The 17,150-nt window shown below is 63.9% G+C and carries 21 protein-coding genes; 8 read left to right on the top strand and 13 right to left on the bottom strand.

Features of this window, described 5'->3' with window-relative positions:
• Positions 1-377: 377 nt before the first annotated feature.
• From FJ950_RS22825 to FJ950_RS22795, 7 genes are all read right to left on the bottom strand, one after another.
• On the bottom strand, positions 378-860 hold the full coding sequence (locus FJ950_RS22825) for a DUF992 domain-containing protein (RefSeq protein WP_140618787.1): 483 nt from the start codon (positions 858-860) through the stop codon (positions 378-380).
• 90 nt (positions 861-950) lie between these two features.
• Positions 951-1,427 carry a DUF992 domain-containing protein gene (locus FJ950_RS22820; RefSeq protein WP_023770564.1) on the bottom strand — a complete coding sequence of 159 codons (477 nt, stop codon included), beginning with the start codon at positions 1,425-1,427 and terminating at the stop codon, positions 951-953.
• Positions 1,428-1,635: 208 nt separating this feature from the next.
• Positions 1,636-2,478 carry a tetratricopeptide repeat protein gene (locus tag FJ950_RS22815; protein WP_127275461.1) on the bottom strand — a complete coding sequence of 281 codons (843 nt, stop codon included), beginning with the start codon at positions 2,476-2,478 and terminating at the stop codon, positions 1,636-1,638.
• 139 nt (positions 2,479-2,617) lie between these two features.
• The gene (gene rpsU / locus FJ950_RS22810; protein ID WP_010911429.1) at positions 2,618-2,884 is read right to left on the bottom strand and encodes a 30S ribosomal protein S21; all 267 of its coding nucleotides are present in this window, start codon (positions 2,882-2,884) and stop codon (positions 2,618-2,620) included.
• A gap of 175 nt (positions 2,885-3,059) precedes the next feature.
• Positions 3,060-3,446 carry an SET domain-containing protein-lysine N-methyltransferase gene (locus FJ950_RS22805; RefSeq protein ID WP_140618786.1) on the bottom strand — a complete coding sequence of 129 codons (387 nt, stop codon included), beginning with the start codon at positions 3,444-3,446 and terminating at the stop codon, positions 3,060-3,062.
• A 127-nt stretch (positions 3,447-3,573) separates the two neighbouring features.
• Positions 3,574-4,332 (bottom strand): SDR family oxidoreductase, encoded by a 759-nt coding sequence (locus FJ950_RS22800; protein ID WP_140618784.1) that lies wholly within the window; start codon positions 4,330-4,332, stop codon positions 3,574-3,576.
• 102 nt (positions 4,333-4,434) lie between these two features.
• Positions 4,435-4,803, bottom strand: coding sequence for a DUF2568 domain-containing protein (locus FJ950_RS22795; RefSeq protein ID WP_140618782.1), 369 nt, complete (start codon positions 4,801-4,803; stop codon positions 4,435-4,437).
• A gap of 203 nt (positions 4,804-5,006) precedes the next feature.
• Between FJ950_RS22795 and FJ950_RS22790 the strand changes: the two genes are divergently transcribed.
• The 8 genes from FJ950_RS22790 (at position 5,007) to FJ950_RS22755 (ending at position 12,751) form a co-directional block, all read left to right on the top strand.
• Complete coding sequence (locus FJ950_RS22790) at positions 5,007-6,260, top strand: sarcosine oxidase subunit beta (RefSeq protein ID WP_023793829.1); 1,254 nt, start codon at positions 5,007-5,009, stop codon at positions 6,258-6,260.
• A gap of 2 nt (positions 6,261-6,262) precedes the next feature.
• Positions 6,263-6,685 (top strand): hypothetical protein, encoded by a 423-nt coding sequence (locus FJ950_RS22785; RefSeq protein WP_140619005.1) that lies wholly within the window; start codon positions 6,263-6,265, stop codon positions 6,683-6,685.
• A gap of 11 nt (positions 6,686-6,696) precedes the next feature.
• Positions 6,697-6,993, top strand: a complete 297-nt coding sequence (locus tag FJ950_RS22780; protein ID WP_140618780.1) for a sarcosine oxidase subunit delta — start codon at positions 6,697-6,699, stop codon at positions 6,991-6,993.
• On the top strand, positions 6,990-9,983 hold the full coding sequence (locus FJ950_RS22775) for a sarcosine oxidase subunit alpha (RefSeq protein ID WP_140618778.1): 2,994 nt from the start codon (positions 6,990-6,992) through the stop codon (positions 9,981-9,983). The genes FJ950_RS22780 and FJ950_RS22775 overlap by 4 nt, the downstream gene beginning before the upstream one ends.
• Positions 9,976-10,557: a sarcosine oxidase subunit gamma gene (locus FJ950_RS22770; protein WP_015315783.1), complete on the top strand. Its 582-nt coding sequence runs from the start codon at positions 9,976-9,978 to the stop codon at positions 10,555-10,557. Before FJ950_RS22775 ends, FJ950_RS22770 begins: the two co-directional genes overlap by 8 nt.
• A gap of 58 nt (positions 10,558-10,615) precedes the next feature.
• The gene (locus FJ950_RS22765; protein ID WP_041163323.1) at positions 10,616-10,840 is read left to right on the top strand and encodes a hypothetical protein; all 225 of its coding nucleotides are present in this window, start codon (positions 10,616-10,618) and stop codon (positions 10,838-10,840) included.
• A 76-nt stretch (positions 10,841-10,916) separates the two neighbouring features.
• On the top strand, positions 10,917-11,702 hold the full coding sequence (locus FJ950_RS22760; RefSeq protein WP_140618776.1) for a ThuA domain-containing protein: 786 nt from the start codon (positions 10,917-10,919) through the stop codon (positions 11,700-11,702).
• A complete protein-coding gene (locus FJ950_RS22755) occupies positions 11,702-12,751 on the top strand; it encodes a Gfo/Idh/MocA family oxidoreductase (protein ID WP_140618774.1) in 1,050 nt (349 codons plus the stop codon). The genes FJ950_RS22760 and FJ950_RS22755 overlap by 1 nt, the downstream gene beginning before the upstream one ends.
• A gap of 48 nt (positions 12,752-12,799) precedes the next feature.
• Here the strand turns inward: FJ950_RS22755 and FJ950_RS22750 are convergent, their stop codons facing one another.
• The 6 genes from FJ950_RS22750 to FJ950_RS22725 all read right to left on the bottom strand — a co-directional run bounded on the left by FJ950_RS22750 (position 12,800) and on the right by FJ950_RS22725 (position 17,123).
• The gene (locus FJ950_RS22750; protein WP_140618772.1) at positions 12,800-13,048 is read right to left on the bottom strand and encodes a DUF680 domain-containing protein; all 249 of its coding nucleotides are present in this window, start codon (positions 13,046-13,048) and stop codon (positions 12,800-12,802) included.
• 187 nt (positions 13,049-13,235) lie between these two features.
• The gene (locus FJ950_RS22745) at positions 13,236-13,880 is read right to left on the bottom strand and encodes a TetR/AcrR family transcriptional regulator (protein ID WP_140618770.1); all 645 of its coding nucleotides are present in this window, start codon (positions 13,878-13,880) and stop codon (positions 13,236-13,238) included.
• A 91-nt stretch (positions 13,881-13,971) separates the two neighbouring features.
• Complete coding sequence (locus tag FJ950_RS22740) at positions 13,972-14,748, bottom strand: SDR family oxidoreductase (protein ID WP_140618768.1); 777 nt, start codon at positions 14,746-14,748, stop codon at positions 13,972-13,974.
• A 3-nt stretch (positions 14,749-14,751) separates the two neighbouring features.
• Positions 14,752-15,786, bottom strand: a complete 1,035-nt coding sequence (locus FJ950_RS22735) for a phosphotransferase (RefSeq protein ID WP_140618766.1) — start codon at positions 15,784-15,786, stop codon at positions 14,752-14,754.
• On the bottom strand, positions 15,783-16,268 hold the full coding sequence (locus FJ950_RS22730) for a MaoC family dehydratase (protein WP_023770549.1): 486 nt from the start codon (positions 16,266-16,268) through the stop codon (positions 15,783-15,785). The genes FJ950_RS22735 and FJ950_RS22730 overlap by 4 nt, the downstream gene beginning before the upstream one ends.
• Before the next feature lie 39 nt (positions 16,269-16,307).
• A complete protein-coding gene (locus FJ950_RS22725; protein WP_140618764.1) occupies positions 16,308-17,123 on the bottom strand; it encodes an SDR family oxidoreductase in 816 nt (271 codons plus the stop codon).
• Positions 17,124-17,150: the final 27 nt, after the last annotated feature.

Below are 17,150 nucleotides of genomic sequence, written 5' to 3'. Positions count from 1 at the left end.
CTGCCTTTGCCTATCTCGCTTGTAGCGCATGCTGCCAGAGGCCAGTGCGGGCTTCCGGCAGGACCATAAGGATCGACAGCGCCGTATCCAGGCGCTGTCTACCCAGGGCAGGCCTCTAAAACCTCAAGCATGGTTGAGTTCAAGCGGCTTTTTTGCAGACGTTCGCGAAGTCTCTCAATTTCGTCATCTACGGGCGAAGCAGCCGCGTAGCGGCGTCGCGAAGACCCGAGGATCCTGTGTGTCGGTTCCTGTGTGTCGGTTCCGGTGTATGGTTTGAAGTGGGAAGGAGACCGAGTGGATCCTCGGGTCTGCGTCGCTACGCTCCTAGCTCCGCCCGTGGATGACGAATCGCCGCGGAAGCCGCCCTCATGGCCCAGTCAATTCTCGGTGCTGCGCAACTGGAATTGGCTGACGCCGATGGCGAGATTGATGCCGGTCTGCGTCTGCAGGCTGAGCGGCTGCAGGGTAAAGGCCTGCGAGGAGCCGCCGACCAGGAGATTGGCGCCGGCGCCGACGGCGGCGGTCACTTCGGCGCTGGCGCCGATATAGTCACCGGCCAATGCACCCGGCGCGTAAATGTTCTTCAGCGGCGTCAGCACCAGCCAGCGCATCACCGCCTGCTTGGTCGTGCCAATATCGAGTCCGTATTTGTTGACGGCGCCGAAATAGGCTTCCGGCGCGAAGCTCCTGTCGGCCGGGGTGAAGGTGCAGCTCAAATCCTTGCTCGAGCCGAAGATGAAGCCGGTGCCGCCTGAAATGGCGCATTCAAGCGCACCGAGTTCGATACCCTGGTCCTGCGCTCGTGCGGCGCCCGCAAGCATGATCGTGGTCGCGGCAGCGGCGATGGCTGTCCTGAACATGGCGGTCCCCTCAAAATCAAACGGCGCGAACCATACTATCTGGTTCCGCGCCGCAGGGTGAGGGGTCGTGGAGCGCGTGGCTCCGTGCAATCACTTGAGCGAGTGGATCAGCTCCAGCGAGGTGACGGCGACCGCCAGGTTGACGCCGGTCTGCGCCTGGACGCTGAGTGGCTCCAGCATGAAGGCGCTGTCGAAGCCACCGACCAGCAAGTTGGCGCCGCCACCGGTGACGACGCTCGCCTCGGCGTTGACGCCGTAGTAGCTGCCGGCAAGGTCGCCCGCGTCACGGTCGCGGGTCGCGGCAAACACCGCCCAGACCAACTGGCCCTGGTGCGTCTTGCCGAGATCAACGCCGAGCTTCGAGATGACGCCGGTGTAAATTTCAGACGGCCCGTGATGATAGGGCCGGAACACACAGGACACGCCCTTGTTGGAGGTCACGAGATAGCCGGTGCCGCCATCGATGGTGCAGTCGAGCGTGCCGAGCTGCAACCTGCCGGCGCTGGCCGGGGCGGCAGCGAACATTGTCGTTGCAAGGGCGGCAGCGCAGACGAGTTTCTTGATCATGGGAGGGTCCTTTCGCAATCAGTCTTCAGTAACGTCTCGAGCGCCGCGACCGTTCCGCCGAAAACTTGGCGCGAACAAGGCGAGGGTTAACGGCTTGTCGCGGGGGTTAATACAGGGTTGCCGGATTGGCGGCGATCTTCAACGCCGCGTGTCCTTTCGGATACGCACGATGCAGTGCGCACCTTGCCGTGGGCCTGATGAGCCGACGTCAGCTGACGCGGGCGAGGCCGTCCTTGGCCGGCTGGTAGCTGGGGTTGAGGCGCACAGCCTCGCGATAGGCCTTCGCCGCCTTTGCCTTGTCGCCGCGCCGTTCGTAGATCAGCGCCTGGTTGGCCCAGGCCTCGGCGTTCTGGCCGTCGAGCTTGATGGCCATGTTGAAATCGGAGAAGGCGTTATCCTCGTCGCCGGTCGCCAGATAGGAGAGGCCGCGGCCGTTATAGGGCTCGGCGGCGTCAGGAGCCAGCGAGATGGCGGTCGAGAAATCCTCGATGGCGAATTTGTGCTGGCCCTGGCTCTGGTAGATCAGGCCGCGATTGTGGTAGGCGCGGGCGTCCGTCGTGTCGAGCTGGATCGCCTTCTGGAAGTCGTTGAAGGCATCCTGGGTGCGGCCGGCCTTGCGGTAGAGATTGCCGCGGCCGATATAGGCGGCGTCGTAATTGCCGTTGATCTGGATCGAGCGGTTGTAGTCGGCAAGGGCTGCTTCCTGGTTGCCGAGGAAACGCTGGATGAGGGCCCGGTTCGAATAGGCCTGGTAGAAATTCGGATTGAGCTGGATGGCCTGGTTGAAATCCTTGAGCGCCGCCTGGTACTGGCCGCCGCGGCCATAGGCCGAGCCGCGGACATTATAGCCTTCCGGATCCTGGGGATTGCGCTGGATGACCGCCGACAGCGAGGAGATGTTCTCGCTCGACCCTTGCGCCTTGTCGATGTTGTTGAATTCACCGGCCGGGCCCGATGTCTGGCAGCCGGCAAGCACCAGTCCAGAAAGCAGGGCCGCTGTCAGGGCGAAACCACGCAATGCGGTCCCGCGCTCCACGCTTGTTGCGTTCATGTCTGCCCTGTCCTCACTTGCGCCGTCGTTCAGGTCCGGTTCCCCCTCCGGGCCGGGTCACATCAAAATAAAAGGGTGGCGGCGATTCCGCATCGCGCCACCCTGGTATCCTTCGAAAAGGACGAAATATTGGCGATAATCAGCGCGGCGGACGCGCTGCACCGGCAGCACCGCCAGCAGCGACCGGACGCGGGGTCATCGGCAGCAGGCCTTCGCGCTGTGCGCGCTTGCGGGCCAGCTTGCGGGCGCGGCGAACGGCTTCGGCCTTTTCACGGGCGCGCTTCTCGGAAGGCTTCTCGTAGTGGCCGCGCATCTTCATTTCGCGGAAAATGCCTTCGCGTTGCATCTTCTTCTTCAGCGCGCGAAGCGCCTGATCAACGTTATTGTCGCGGACGAGTACCTGCACGGGCAATCCTGTCTTTCGGGTTTGATATCAACAGGCAAGCAGCCATAGCCGCAAGCCTCCGCGGCGCTCGACACCACGAATTGTGGCGGCTGATAGCAGAATCAAGCCTCGCTGTCCACAGTCGAAATGAGAGACGACAGCCAAATTGCCACGTCGCCTGGAGATAGTGTGCCCGTTACGCCGTCGCCAAGTGCAGCCGCTCGAAATCCTCGAAGAACTCACCGTAGTCGCAGGTGATCTCCTCGCCGATGGCGATATCCCGGGTCGCGGTCGCACCGCCATATTGCGAAAAGTCGGTGTTCGGGGTCGCCGAATGGTTCATGAAGCGGCCATTGTCGACCTCGTAGACCATGAAACCGGGCTTGTCCGGGCTCGGATAGGCATAGCGGTCGAGCAATTCCTTCAGGGGCTGGGGTGCGGCCTCATATTTGTCCATCGGAATCAGCCGGTCGAAATCCGGATCCAGGCGCCAGATCGAGGCGCCCTTCCGGATTGGTTCGGCGGCGAACATGCCGACGCCTTCGATTGCGCTCTGGGCGACATAGGTTCGGACCAGCATCATGGTTTCACAACCCGTCTTGGCAAGAAGACCCGTTTCGACAGGAAACGGAATCGCCAAATCGCGCCGAAAAAGCAAGAGCGGCGGCCTGCGTCACAACGACGAACAGGCAGTTCTCCGTAAAAATCCTTCACGTCCGGTTGATCGACACACCGCCATCGGCAAACAACGCGGTACCCGTGGTGAAGCTCGAGGCGTCAGAGGCAAGGTAAAGCGCCGAGCGGGCGATCTCTTGCGGCTGGGCCATGCGTTTCAGGGCATGGAGGCCCTCGACGAAGGCGCGGGCCTCGGGTGTGGTCGTCGTCGCACCCGGTGTGTCGGTGCCACCCGGCAGCAGCGCGTTGACGCGCAGTCCCTTCGGTCCATATTCGGCGGCCAGCACCTGCGTCAAACCGATCAGGCCTGCCTTGGCGGCAGCGTAGGCGGCCATGCCGGGCATGCCGGCGGTGTAACCGACAAAGCTCGATGTGAAGATCAGCGAGCCGCCGCCGCGCTCCAGCATGGCCGGTATCTGATACTTCGCGCCGAGAAAGGCGCTGGTCAGGTTGGTATCCATCGTCCCGTGCCATGTCTGTGCCGACATGTCGGGGACGGAGCCCATCAGTCCGACGGAGCCGGCATTGTTCAATGCGATGTCGAGGCCGCCGAAGCTGCCGACCGCCAGCTCGACGAGGGCTTTCGCATAGGTCTCGTCGGTGACATCTCCCGCGAGAGCGACGGCCGTGCCGCCGGCGTCCTCGATTTCGACTGCGAGTGCATCAAGCTCCGTTTGGCGGCGAGCGGAAATGACGAGCCTGGCGCCTTCCTCGGCGAACAGCTTTGCCGTGGCGCGGCCGATGCCGGAACTGGCACCGGTGACGATGGCGATCTTGTTGGCGAGTGCGAGCATGTTTGGCATCCTTGTCCTTCGCGCCAGCTTCGCCGGCGATCGGATGCTTGGTCGCAAATCGGTAGAACAGCAGCCACCCGAAAGCTGCAGAGATTCGCGCCACTACCGCCGCAGCAGCCATGCCAGACGATCCAGCGAGAACGCGTAGCTGATGACGATCAGCAAGGCCATGATGATGGCCGTAATGGTATGGCCCGCCAAATGGAAACCCGCGGCGCCGCCGAACAGGACGATGAATTCCAGCGCCAGCCTGACAGCGCCCGGTACAGGCACCGGTGCCCGGCCCGACCGGCTTGGATCGTTGAGGACCGCGAAGATACCCCATGCCGCGGCTGCGGCGAGCGGCAAGGCAATGGCGAGGACCCAACGCCACGCTTCGTCCGAAAGGCTCCAGCCTGCCATGCCGAGGCCGAGCAAGGCGGCAAGCTCCAGCAGGAAGCGCAATGTGAGATTCCACCAGGCGTTGCCCATCATCATCCTCCGAACCCCAGCGCCGAGAAGTGTGACTGAAGGCAATCATGGGAGCCAGGCCGGATAGCTCTTTTTCAGCGCGGCGCAAAACGGCAAGCGCCGTCGCAAACAGCGCAAGGGTGGCAGCGCTGTTTCGCTAGTGATACACCTCGCGCGCCGGGGCTTGATGATGAACGCCCGGCTGCCATTTGCGAGGCTGGAACGTGAAGAAATATTCGGTATTCGCCATCGCCCGCGAGGCCATGCGCGGCCACAAGGGCTGGGAGGAACAATGGTCCTCGCCGGAGCCGAAGAAGGAATACGACGTTATCATCGTCGGCGCCGGCGGCCATGGGCTGGCAACCGCCTATTACCTCGCGACCGTGCACGGCATCACCAATGTCGCGGTGCTGGAAAAGGGCTGGCTGGGCGGCGGCAATACCGGCCGCAACACCACCATCATCCGTTCCAACTATCTCTATGACGAGAGCGCCGGCATTTACGACCACGCGCTGAAGCTGTGGGACGGGCTCTCCCAGGAGCTCAACTACAACGTCATGTATTCGGCGCGTGGCGTCATGATGCTGGCGCATAATGTGCACGACATCCAGGTGCTGAAGCGCCATGTGCACGCCAACCGGCTCAACGGCATCGACAATGAATGGCTGACACCCGAGCAGGCGAAAGAATTCTGCCCGCCGCTCAACACGTCCAAGGACGCACGCTATCCGGTGGTCGGTGCGGCGCTGCAGCGTCGCGGCGGCACGGCGCGCCATGACGCGGTCGCCTGGGGTTATGCGCGCGGCGCCTCGGCGCGCGGCGTGCACATCATCCAGAACTGCGAGGTGACCGGCGTCAAGCGGGCCGCCAATGGCGCGGTGACGGGCGTCGACACGACGCGCGGCTTCATCGGCGCCAAGAAGGTTGGCGTCGTCGCCGCCGGCCACTCCTCCGTCATCATGAACATGGCCGGGGTGCGCATGCCGCTGGAAAGCTATCCGCTGCAGGCGCTGGTGTCGGAGCCGATCAAGCCGGTCGTGCCTTGCGTCGTGATGTCGAACACGGTGCACGCCTATATCTCGCAGTCCGACAAGGGCGAGCTGGTGATCGGCGCCGGCACCGACCAGTATGTCTCCTATTCGCAGACCGGTGGGCTGCACATTCTTCAGCATACGCTCGACGCCATCTGCGAAATGTTCCCGATCTTCACGCGCATGAAGATGCTGCGCTCGTGGGGCGGCATCGTCGACGTCACGCCCGACCGCTCGCCGATCCTGGCCAAGACACCGGTGCCCGGCCTCTACGTCAATTGCGGCTGGGGCACGGGCGGCTTCAAGGCGACGCCGGGGTCCGGGCATGTCTTTGCCCACACCATCGCCAAGGACGATCCGCACCCGATCAACGCACCCTTCACCATCGAGCGCTTCCGCACAGGCCGCCTCATCGACGAGGCGGCGGCCGCGGCGGTGGCGCACTGATGATGATGGCCGAGGTGGCAGTCGCGGTGCCGCTGATGCTGGCGGGAGAACAGGGCATGTTCCATGTTCCGACGGCGCAAGAAGTGCGGCTGCAGCCGATCAGCCGTGCGGGAAACGAGACCGGCTGGCCGTTTTCTGTCGACGAGGGAATGCTCGCCTGCGTCTGGAGTGTCGGCCAGAAAGTGGTGATGTTCTTCGAAGGCAGGCCGCATGGGCTGGATGAAGACGAGGATTTCCAGCCGCGTGGCGTCATCGTTACGACAGATCCGATGCAGCTGACGCTCGGCAACATGGCCAACCGCGATCTGTTCAGCGCGGCGACGAGCGTCGAGGAGCGGCTGCGGCTCGTCGCTCCCTTCATGACCATGGGCCAGAAGCTTTGCGATCAACCGGCTGGCGCGCGCGTCGGCCACGGCGAATTGTAGGAACGAACAAAATGCTTCTCATCCGCTGCCCCTATTGCGAGGAAGAGCGCCCGGAACTCGAATTCCGCAACGCCGGCGAGGCGCACATCGTACGCTCGGCCAACATATCAGGCGAGAGCGACGACGACTTCGAGAAGTTCTTCTTCATCCGCTCGAACCCCAAGGGCATCATCTATGAGCGCTGGCGCCACATGCATGGCTGCGCGCGGTTCTTCAACGCGGTGCGCGACACCGTGACCGACAAGTTTGTCATGACCTACAAGGCCGGCGAACCGAAACCCTCCAAGCTGCCCGGAGTAGCGAAATGAGCGGCGCGTTGCGCATTCCCGGCGCCGGACGCCTCAGCCAGGCCAAGACCGCGCGGTTCAGCTTCGACGGCCAGTCCTATGAGGGCATCGAGGGGGACACTCTGGCCTCGGCGCTGCTCGCCAATGGCGTGCATCTGGTCGGCCGATCGTTCAAGTACCACCGCCCGCGCGGCATCCTGTCGGCCGGCGCGGAGGAGCCGAACGCGCTGGTGCAGATCGTGCGCGACGACGCGCGCAAGACGCCGAACGTGCGCGCCACCGTGCAGGAGCTCTATGACGGGCTCGCCGCCACTTCGCAGAACCGCTGGCCGTCGCTGTCCTTCGATGTCAGCGCGGTCAACGACCTGGCCTCGCCGCTGTTCTCGGCCGGCTTCTACTACAAGACCTTCATGTGGCCGAAGGCGGCCTGGAAGAGCCTTTACGAACCCAAGATCCGCGAAGCCGCCGGCCTCGGTGTTTCGCCCGACAAACCCGATCCCGACCATTATTCGTCGCGCTACGCCCATTGCGACGTGCTGGTGCTGGGCGGCGGCGCGGCCGGCATCGCGGCGGCACTTGCCGCGGCGGAGACCGGCGTGCGCGTCATCCTGGCCGACGAGCAGGCCGAGTTCGGCGGCAGCCTGCGCTTCGAATCTGGTGCGAAGATCGACGGCCAGGACGGCTTTGCCTGGGCACAAGCGGCGATCGCCAGACTGAGCGCGATGGACAATGTCCGGGTGCTGCCGCGCACCACGGCGTTCGGCTATTACGCGCAGAATTTCGTCGGTCTGGTCGAGCGCGTCAGCGATCACCTGAAGGTCCCCGGCCACGATCTGCCGCGCGAACGGCTCTGGCAGGTCCGCGCCAAGCGCGTGGTGCTGGCCTCCGGCGCCATCGAGCGTCACATGGTGTTTGCCAACAATGACAGGCCCGGCATCATGCTGGCGGGTGCGGCGCGCACCTTCCTCAACCATTATGGTGTCGCGGTTGGCCGGAATGTCGGCGTCTACACCGCCAACGATTCGGCTTACGGCGCCGCGATCGACCTGAAGAAGGCCGGCATCAACGTGGCGGCGATCGTCGATTTGCGTGACAACCCGACCGGCCCGGTGATCGATGAGGCCAGGGCCCTCGGCATCGAGATCAATTTCGGCCGTGCAGTGATCCGCGCCGGCGGCAAGCTACGCGTGTCGTCGATGACGGTGCAGCCGAAGAATGGCGGCGGCGAACGCACTATTCCCGTCGATGCGATCCTGATGTCCGCCGGCTGGACGCCGTCGGTGCATCTGTTCTCGCAATCGCGCGGCAAGGTTGCCTTCAACGACGAGACCAAGCGCTTCGTGCCTGGCACCTACGCGCAGGACTGCGTGTCGGTCGGCGCCTGCAACGGCACCGACGGCCTGACGGCGACCGTGGACGAGGCCTATGCGGCGGGCGCCAAGGCGGCGAAAGAAACAGGCGGCAAGGCGTCCAAGGGCACCAAGCCGAAGGTCGAAGCCTCGGAAAGCTGGTCGCGCGGCATGCTGGGTGCTGGCCCCGGCGCCGGGCCGGACACGACGGTGAAAGCCTTCGTCGATTTCCAGAACGACGTGACCGCCAAGGACATCCGCCAGGCGGTGCATGAAGGCATGCGCTCGATCGAGCATGTCAAGCGCTTCACCACCAACGGCATGGCGACCGACCAGGGCAAGACCTCTAACATGCACGGACTGGCGATTGCCGCCGAAACGCTGGGCAAGCCGATCCCGGAAGTCGGCCTGACCACGTTCCGCGCGCCCTACACGCCTGTCACCTTCGGCGCGATCGTCAGCCACGCGCGTGGGCCGCTGTTCGACCCGACACGCAGAACCGCGATCCATCCCTGGGCCGAGGCGCAAAGCGCGGTGTTCGAGGATGTCGGCCAGTGGAAGCGCGCCTGGTACTTCCCCAAGGCAGGCGAGGACATGCATGCGGCGGTCGACCGCGAATGCGTCGCCGTCCGCAACCAGGCCGGCCTGTTCGATGCGTCGACGCTGGGCAAGATCGAAGTGGTCGGCCCCGACGCGGCGAAGTTCATGGAACTGCTCTACACCAATCCGTGGGAGAAGCTGGAGCCGGGCCGCTGCCGCTATGGCATCATGCTGCGCGAGGACGGCTTCATCTATGATGACGGCGTCGTCGGCAGGCTGGCGCCGGACCGCTTCCATGTAACGACGACGACGGGCGGCGCGCCGCGCGTCATGAACCACATGGAGGATTACCTCCAGACCGAGTTCCCGCATCTTAATGTCTGGCTGACCTCGATCACCGAGCAGTGGGCGGTCATTGCCGTCCAGGGGCCGAAGTCGCGCGAGATCATTGCGCCGCTGGTCGAAGGCATCGACATGTCCGATGAGGCGCTGCCGCACATGTCGGTGCGCGAGGGCAAGATCTGCGGCGTGCCGACGAGGCTGTTCCGCATGTCGTTCACCGGCGAGCGCGGTTTCGAGGTCAATGTGCCGGCCGACCATGGCCAGGCGGTCTGGGAAGCGTTGTGGGCCGAGGGCCAGAAGCATGGCGCCACCGCTTACGGCACCGAGGCGATGCACGTGCTGCGCGCAGAGAAGGGCTACATCATCGTAGGCCAGGATACGGACGGTACGGTGACGCCAAACGATGCCGGCCTCGACTGGGCGGTCGGCAAGAAGAAGGCCGATTTCGTCGGCATTCGCGGCCTGACGCGGCCTGATCTCGTCGCCAAGGGCCGCAAGCAACTGGTCGGCCTGAAGACCAAGGACCCCAAGGTGGTGCTGGAAGAAGGCGCGCAGATCGTTGAGGATCCCAAGCAGACGATCCCGATGAAGATGATCGGCCATGTCACCTCGAGCTATTGGTCGCAAAATTGCGGCCGTTCCATCGCGCTGGGGCTGGTGGCCGGCGGCCGTGACCGGATGGGCGACACGCTCTATGTACCGATGCCGAACGGGGTCATCGAAGTGGAGGTTACCGGCATGGTGTTCTTCGACGAGACGGGAGGGCGCCTCAATGGCTAAGGCTGCTGCAAAGACGGCCACGATGGCTTCATCATCAGCAGAGCGGCGTCCGGCATTGGCCGGGCGCACTGTCTCCGCAACGAGTGTCAAGGTCGAAGTGCTGCCGCCGGCCGAGCGTATCTCGCTGCGCGCCCCGGAGGCTTCAGTCGCCGCTTTGTCGAAGGCGCTCGGCCTGACCTTGCCGAAGAAGCCGAAAACCTCGGCGTCGAAGGGCGGGCGTACGGCGTTGTGGCTTGGCCCGGACGAGTGGCTTGTCATCGACGAGGCCGGCAAGGACCCACTCGCCGATTGCGCAGGAGTTTCCGCCTTGCATTCGTCGGTCGGTATCTCGCATCGCAACATCGCGATTTTAGTCGCCGGTCCGGCGGCGGAAGCCGCGATCAATTCGGGCTGCCCGCAGGACCTGTCGCTCGACGCCTTCCCGGTGGGCGCCGCTTCGCGCACCATTCTCGGCAAGGCCGAGATCGTGCTGCTGCGCACGGCCGACGAGGCCTTCCGGGTCGAGTGCTGGCGTTCCTTCTCGGACTATGTCTTTACTTTCCTGTCCGAGGGAGCCCGCGACGCCGCCGGCTGACCCCGGAACGTTTGCCGCCCGCGTCCGTTGAGCGGCGACAGTCGAGGGAGAGATGCCGATGCCGTCGAAGTCCGCGCCGAAATCGCCGAAAACCGCGGCGGTCCGTTCGCTCGAACATGAGCGGCATTACGAGGCCGACGCCGAAGAGGAACTTGAGGAAGGCCTCGAGGACACGTTCCCGGCCAGCGATCCCGTGTCGATTACCGGGTCGTCCATTCCTGGAGCACCGGCGAAACCCGGCAAGGCCAAGACCGTCCCCGGCCGCAAGACCCGCAAACCCTGATTTCAGAATTTTTGGCGGACGGCCTCTTCCCAAGACCTCCGTGGATGCGATATTCAAAGCGCTTTGGAGAGGAAAAATGCCTGTTAGAGCCGTTGTCTGGGGTGAAAACGTCCATGAACAGACCAATGCCGCCGTGCGCGACCTCTATCCGCTGGGTATGCATGGCACCATTGCCGCCGCACTCAACCAGGACAAGGGCGTCGAAGCGACCACCGCCACCTTGCAGGAACCCGAGCATGGCCTGAGCGAGACGCGCCTAGCCGCCACCGACGTGCTTTTATGGTGGGGCCATGCCGCCCACGGCGAGGTCAAGGACGAGATCGTCGAGCGCGTGCAGAAGCGGGTCTGGGAAGGCATGGGGTTGATCGTGCTCCATTCCGGCCACTACTCGAAGATCTTCAAGCGGCTGATGGGCACGCCCTGTTCGCTGAAATGGCGTGAGGCGGGCGAGCGCGAGCGTGTCTGGGCGATCAACCGCGGCCACCCGATCGCGCAAGGCATCGGCGAATGCCTGGAGATCGGCGAGACGGAAATGTATGGTGAGCCGTTCGCCGTGCCGGAGCCGCTGGAGACGGTATTTATCTCCTGGTACGAAGGCGGCGAGGTGTTCCGATCGGGGCTGACCTATCAGCGCGGGGCGGGAAAAATCTTCTACTTCTCGCCGGGCCATGAGATCTATCCGATCTATCACAATAAAGGCGTTCAGCAGGTGCTGCGCAACGCCGTGCATTGGGCGCATAACCCGGCCCCGGCCTGGTCCGGCATCACCAATGCGCCAAACGTGCCGACGGACAAGGCCAAGGAGAAGATCGTCCAGAAAGGCCTGCGCCTGCATGCGGACGGTGACAAGGGGCTGAGCTGATGCACCGCCTGCTCTTGCTCGGCACCGGTTGGATCGCGGCGCATCATATCGAGGAGTTCGGGCAGGTCCCGGGCTGCGCCATCGTCGCTTGCGTGGACCACCTGCCGGGCCGCGCGGCGGCGTTCGCAGCCGCCAACAAAATAGGCAATTTCTTTGAAAGCCTCGATGCGGCGATCGCTTGGGGCGAGTTCGATGCCGCCATCAACGCCACGCCCGACCAGGTTCACAAGGCGACTACGCTGGCCCTGCTGGCCGCCGGGAAACATGTGTTCTGTGAAAAGCCGCTGGCGCCGAACCACGCCGATGCGCTTGCGATGAGCGATGCCGCCGAGGCGGCCGGGCTCGTCAACATGGTCAACCTGACCTATCGCAACACTCCGGTGATCCAGGAGGCGCGGCGCATGGTGCAGGCCGGCGAGATCGGCGAGTTGCGCCATGTCGAGGCGAGCTACCGGCAAAGCTGGCTGGTCAGCAAGTTCTGGGGCGATTGGCGGGTCGACGACAAATGGCTGTGGCGCCTGTCGGGCCGGCACGGTTCGACAGGCGTTCTGGGCGACGTCGGCATCCATATCCTCGACTTCGCGACCTATGGGGCGGCCGAGGATATCGTCAGCCTGCATGCCGATCTTGTGACCTTTCCGAAGGCGGAAGGCGATCGCATCGGCGACTATGTGCTCGACGTCAATGACAGCTTGGCGATAACGGCGCGGCTCGGTTCAGGCGCGCTGGCCACGATCATGGCCAGCCGCTACACGACAGGCCACGGCAATGATTTGTCGCTGGCCCTGCACGGTACCAAGGGCGCGATCAAGGTCGAGACCGACGGCAAGGTTTCGAAACTGTCCGCTTGCCTGGGTGACGACGTCGATCAGCACCGTTGGCGGACGCTGACGCCACCTGGCGTCAAGCACAACGCCCGGCGCTTTGTCGATGCGCTGGACACGGGACAGAACGGCGATCCGTCGTTCCGGCGGGCCGCCGACATGCAAAGGCTGATCGACGCCGCCTTCGAAAGTTCAGCGACCAAACTGCCGGTCTCGATCGGCTGAAATCACCATCCGGCCGGCTGAGCCGGCCAGAACCGACTTTCGAAAATCTCAGTAGGCGCTCGGCATGATCCACGGGTTCACCGTGATGCCGAGCCGGGGACCCTTCCCGTCGGTCGTGGCTTCCGTGGAGGCCTTCTTGTCGACTGAGCCGGTCGAAGCGCAATCGAGCTTCATATTGGTCTTGGTGTCGACGCAGGTCGCGGCGGGAACGTGCTTGACCGCGTGGGTGGCGTTGGCGGCAAAGGCCGAGCCCGAAAGTGCCAGCACGGCGGCGAGGGTGAGGAGTGTCTTTTTCATGGCCTGTCTCCGGTTTCGGCGGGTGAATTTTTTTCGTACATGTACGTTATTCCGTACAAATACGTCCGTCGATCGCGAAGTTCAAGAGAAAATCGTACGCGTACGGTAGTTTTTTGTTAACCAAGAAAGTCGCCGCGGCAGGCTTGGAGGGGCGGTGCGGAATCTGGGAGAACAAAGGATATAGCGCTCAGCAGTTGACCGGTGTCTCGGTCAATGGCGGCACATATTGCGTGCTGAGCGTGGCAAGGGTGAAGTCGCACATTCGCTTCACGAAAGCCTGCGGGTCGCCGAACGGGTAGAAGGGGAAGGTGATCAAAAGCGAGATCGTGCCATGGCCGACGGCCCACAGTATGGTGGCGATGGCGCGTGGATCGCCATGCAATTTGCCGGCGGCGACACAGGCCTCGACCCTGCTGATCAGCGCCTTCATTGCGGGGTTGCTTTCCTCCATGTCCTCGTAGCTCCTGCCTTCCGGCAGCTTGGTCTTTTCGGTCATGAAGACGGTGCGGTATTCGTTGGGGTTGCCGAGCCCGAAGGCGGCATATTCGGTCATGACCGCCTGCAAGGCCTCGATCGGATCGTCGGACGGGTGCTCCTCAATGCGTCGGGCGAGCGTTTCGAACGCGTCCTCGGCCAGGGCGAACAGGATGTCCTGCTTGTCGGCGAAGTAGGAATAGACCGACATCGGCGCATAGCCGACCCGCTTGGCCAGCTTGCGGATGGTCAAGCCTTCATAGCCTTCTTCCTGGACGAGCTTGTGCGCGGCCGCGACAAGCTCCGAGCGCAGTTCGGCCTTTTGTTTCTCGCGGCGTTTCTGGACGCTCAGCGGCAAGTCCGTTGCCCTTGTCTGGTTGGTGCCTGGCTAAATTATATACGCTGTACGGAAACGGACAAGGGCGCCGCGGGTTCCCACGCGGCAGGCGTCAGATCGCGCCGACACCGCCATCGATGGCCAGCGCATGGCCGGTCATGAAGGAATTGGCTGGGTCGGCGGCAAACAGGATGGCCGTGGTGATCTCGTCGACTTCCGCCACGCGCTTCATCGGTATGCCACGGGTCAGCTCGGCCAACGCCTCTGCCTCCGGAATGCCGGAGACGCTCACGAAACCGTCTATCATGCCCGTTCTGGTGTGGGCGGGGCAGATGGCATTGATGCGCAGACCCTTGCTGGCATATTCGACCGCCGCCGACCGGGTCAGGCCGATCACGCCATGCTTGGCGGCTGCATAGACCGAAAGCTTCGGCGCGCCCGAAAGGCCGGCGGCCGAGGCAATGTTGACGATGGCGCCGCCCTTGCCGGTCGCCTTGAACTGCCGCTCCATTTGCGGGATCTGGTGCTTCATGGCGTAGAAGACGCCGAGCAGGTCGATCTCGAGCACCCGGCGGGCTTCGTCCGATGGAACCTGCGGCAGGCGCACGAAACTCTGAACGATGCCGGCATTGTTGACGGCGACATCCAGGCGGCCAAATTTTTCCAACGCCAGCGCCACCAGCGCTTCCGACAGTGCCTCCTCGGCAATGTTGCCTGCCAGCATCGCGGTCCCGGTATCGAGCGTCTCGGCGAAACTCATCAGGGCCGTTTCATCCAGGTCCGAGAGAACCAGCCGGGCGCCTTCGGCGGCAAAGCCCTTGGCGGCGCCACGGCCGAGGCCGCCGGCCGCGCCCGTGATCAGCACCGTGGTTCCATCAAAGCGGCCCATTGCTTAGTCTTCCTTGTCGATCAGCTCGGCGGCGAGGTGCGACAGCAGCTTCACCGCCTCGCCATAGGTCCTGGCTTTTTCCGGATTGGAAGCATTGCCGTCCAGCGCCCGCTTGTAGACACCCTGGCAGATTGCCGCCAGGCGGAAGAAGGAGAAGGCGAGGAAGAACGTCCAGTTGCCGATGCCGGCGAGGCCGCGCCGCCGGCAATAGGCAGCGACATAGTCTTCTTCCAAGGGCAGGCCGAGGGCCGGGCGATCGATGCCGCCAAGGCCGCGAAAGCCGGAGGCATGCGGCAGGCGCCATTGCATGCATTGATAGGCGATGTCGGCGAAGGGGTGGCCCGATGTCGACAATTCCCAATCGAGCACCGCCAGTACCCTCGGCTGGTCCGGCGCAAAGATCAGATTGTCCAGCCGATAGTCGCCATGCACCAGCGATATCAGGCCGTCATCGACCGGCAGGTGGGTTTCCAGCCAGGCGATCAGCCGGTCCATGTCGGCAATGATACCGGTTTCGGAAGCACGGTACTGGCTGGTCCAGCGTGCCAGCTGCCGCTCGAAGTAATTGCCGGGGCGTCCGAAATCGCCAAGACCCACGGCCTCGACATCGACATCGTGCAGGGCGGCGAGCGTGGCGTTCATCGCGTCGTAGATCGCGGCGCGTTCCTCGTTGCCGTGCGCCTCCGGCAGTGCCGGATCCCAGAAGATGCGGCCGTCGAGGAAATCCATGACGTAGAACATGCGGCCGATGGGCGAATCCTCGGTCGACAGGTGCAGCATTTCGGGCACTGGTACGGCGGTGCCGGAAAGCGCCTTCATCACACGGAATTCGCGGTCTACCTGGTGAGCCGATTTCAGGAGGTGGCCTGGCGGTTTGGCGCGCAGCACGTAACGGCCGCTTGCCGCCGTCAGGAGATAGGTCGGGTTGGATTGGCCGGATTTGAATTTTTCGATGGCCGCGAGTCCGGAAAAACCCGGGATATGCGCGTCGAGGTAAGGCGCGAGCGTCGCCTGGTCGAGCGCGTTGGCGTCGCTCATGCTGTCTCGGGCTGGCGTTCAAGCAAGGTCAGCGTCAGCCAACGGGCGGTGAGCGCCGGCTTTTTGGAGCCTTCGATCTCGATGGTCACGTCGTGCGCCGTCTGCACCCAGCCCGACGGCCTGACCTTGACGTCGGCCAGCACGAAACGGGTGCGGATGCGCGCGCCGGTCTTCACCGGGGCGAGGAAGCGCAGCGAATCGAAACCGTGATTGACGCCCATCTTGCCGTTTTCCAGCGGCGGCATGGTTTCGAACGTCATCGCCGACAGCAGCGACAGCGATAGGAAGCCATGCGCGATGGTGCCGCCGAACGGCGTTTCGCGCTTGGCCCGCTCCGGATCGCAGTGGATGAACTGGTGGTCGTCGGTGGCGTCGGCGAACTGGTCGATCATGCGTTGCGTAACCACCCGCCAGGGCGAAACGCCGACCTCCTTGCCGACACTGGCCAGAAGCACATCGAGACTGATTGGTTCCACGCTCATGTCCTCCAGTTCACCTCCGGCTTCTGCGGCCGGCAAATGTCATTCCTTGAACAAGGTCAACCCATGCTGCACCGACTGTCCGCCGTCGATCGGCAAGATGGCGCCGGTGACATAGCTGCCTGCACGGCTGCACAAATAGAGCGTTGCGCCGGCAATGTCATCCGGTGTGCCGATACGGCCGATCGGCACATGGCCGCCGACATGCCTGGCTTGTTCGTCCGTGCCGGTGGCGAAAGCGGTCATGCGGCTCTGGAAGGGACCGGGGGCAAAGGCGTTGACGGTGATGCGGCGGCCTGCGAATTCGAGCGCCAGCGTGCGTGTCAAATGGTGCACCGCGGCCTTGGAGGCGGTGTAGGAATAGGCGTCGTCGGCCAGCGGCTGCGTGCCCATCACCGAGCCCAGATTGATCACGCGGGCAGGATCTTCGTCGCTGGCGGCGGCATCGAGCAGCGGCAGCAATTCGCGTGTCAGATGGAAAACCGCGGTGACATTGACGCCGAACACCTTGGCCCATGCCGAATAAGGGAAGCTCTCCAGCGGCGCACCCCAGGACACGCCGGCATTGTTGATGAGGATATCGAGTTTGCCGGTGCGCGCCTTGACTTCGCCGACCAAGGCGGCAATGCCGGCCTCGCTGGAGACGTCGCCGGCAAAGCCTTCCGCTTGGCCCGAAGCGCCAAGCCCGTTCAACTCACTGGCCACCTTGATGCAGTCCTCGCCCTTGCGCGAGGCGATCATTACGCTGGCGCCGGCCTTGATCAGCGCGGTCGCCGCCATGCGGCCGATGCCGGTCGCGGCTCCCGTCACCAGCGCGGTCTTGCCGGTGACCGAAAACAGCTCGTCCAGATAACTCATGACAATCCTCCGCACGGCCTGCGGGCA

The sequence above is a fragment of the Mesorhizobium sp. B2-3-14 genome (genome assembly GCF_006442175.1).
In the GTDB taxonomy this organism is placed as follows: Bacteria; Pseudomonadota; Alphaproteobacteria; order Rhizobiales; family Rhizobiaceae; genus Mesorhizobium; species Mesorhizobium australicum.
The sequence above is the reverse complement of the archived record's forward strand: the minus strand, read 5'-3'. Positions and strand labels throughout refer to the sequence as shown.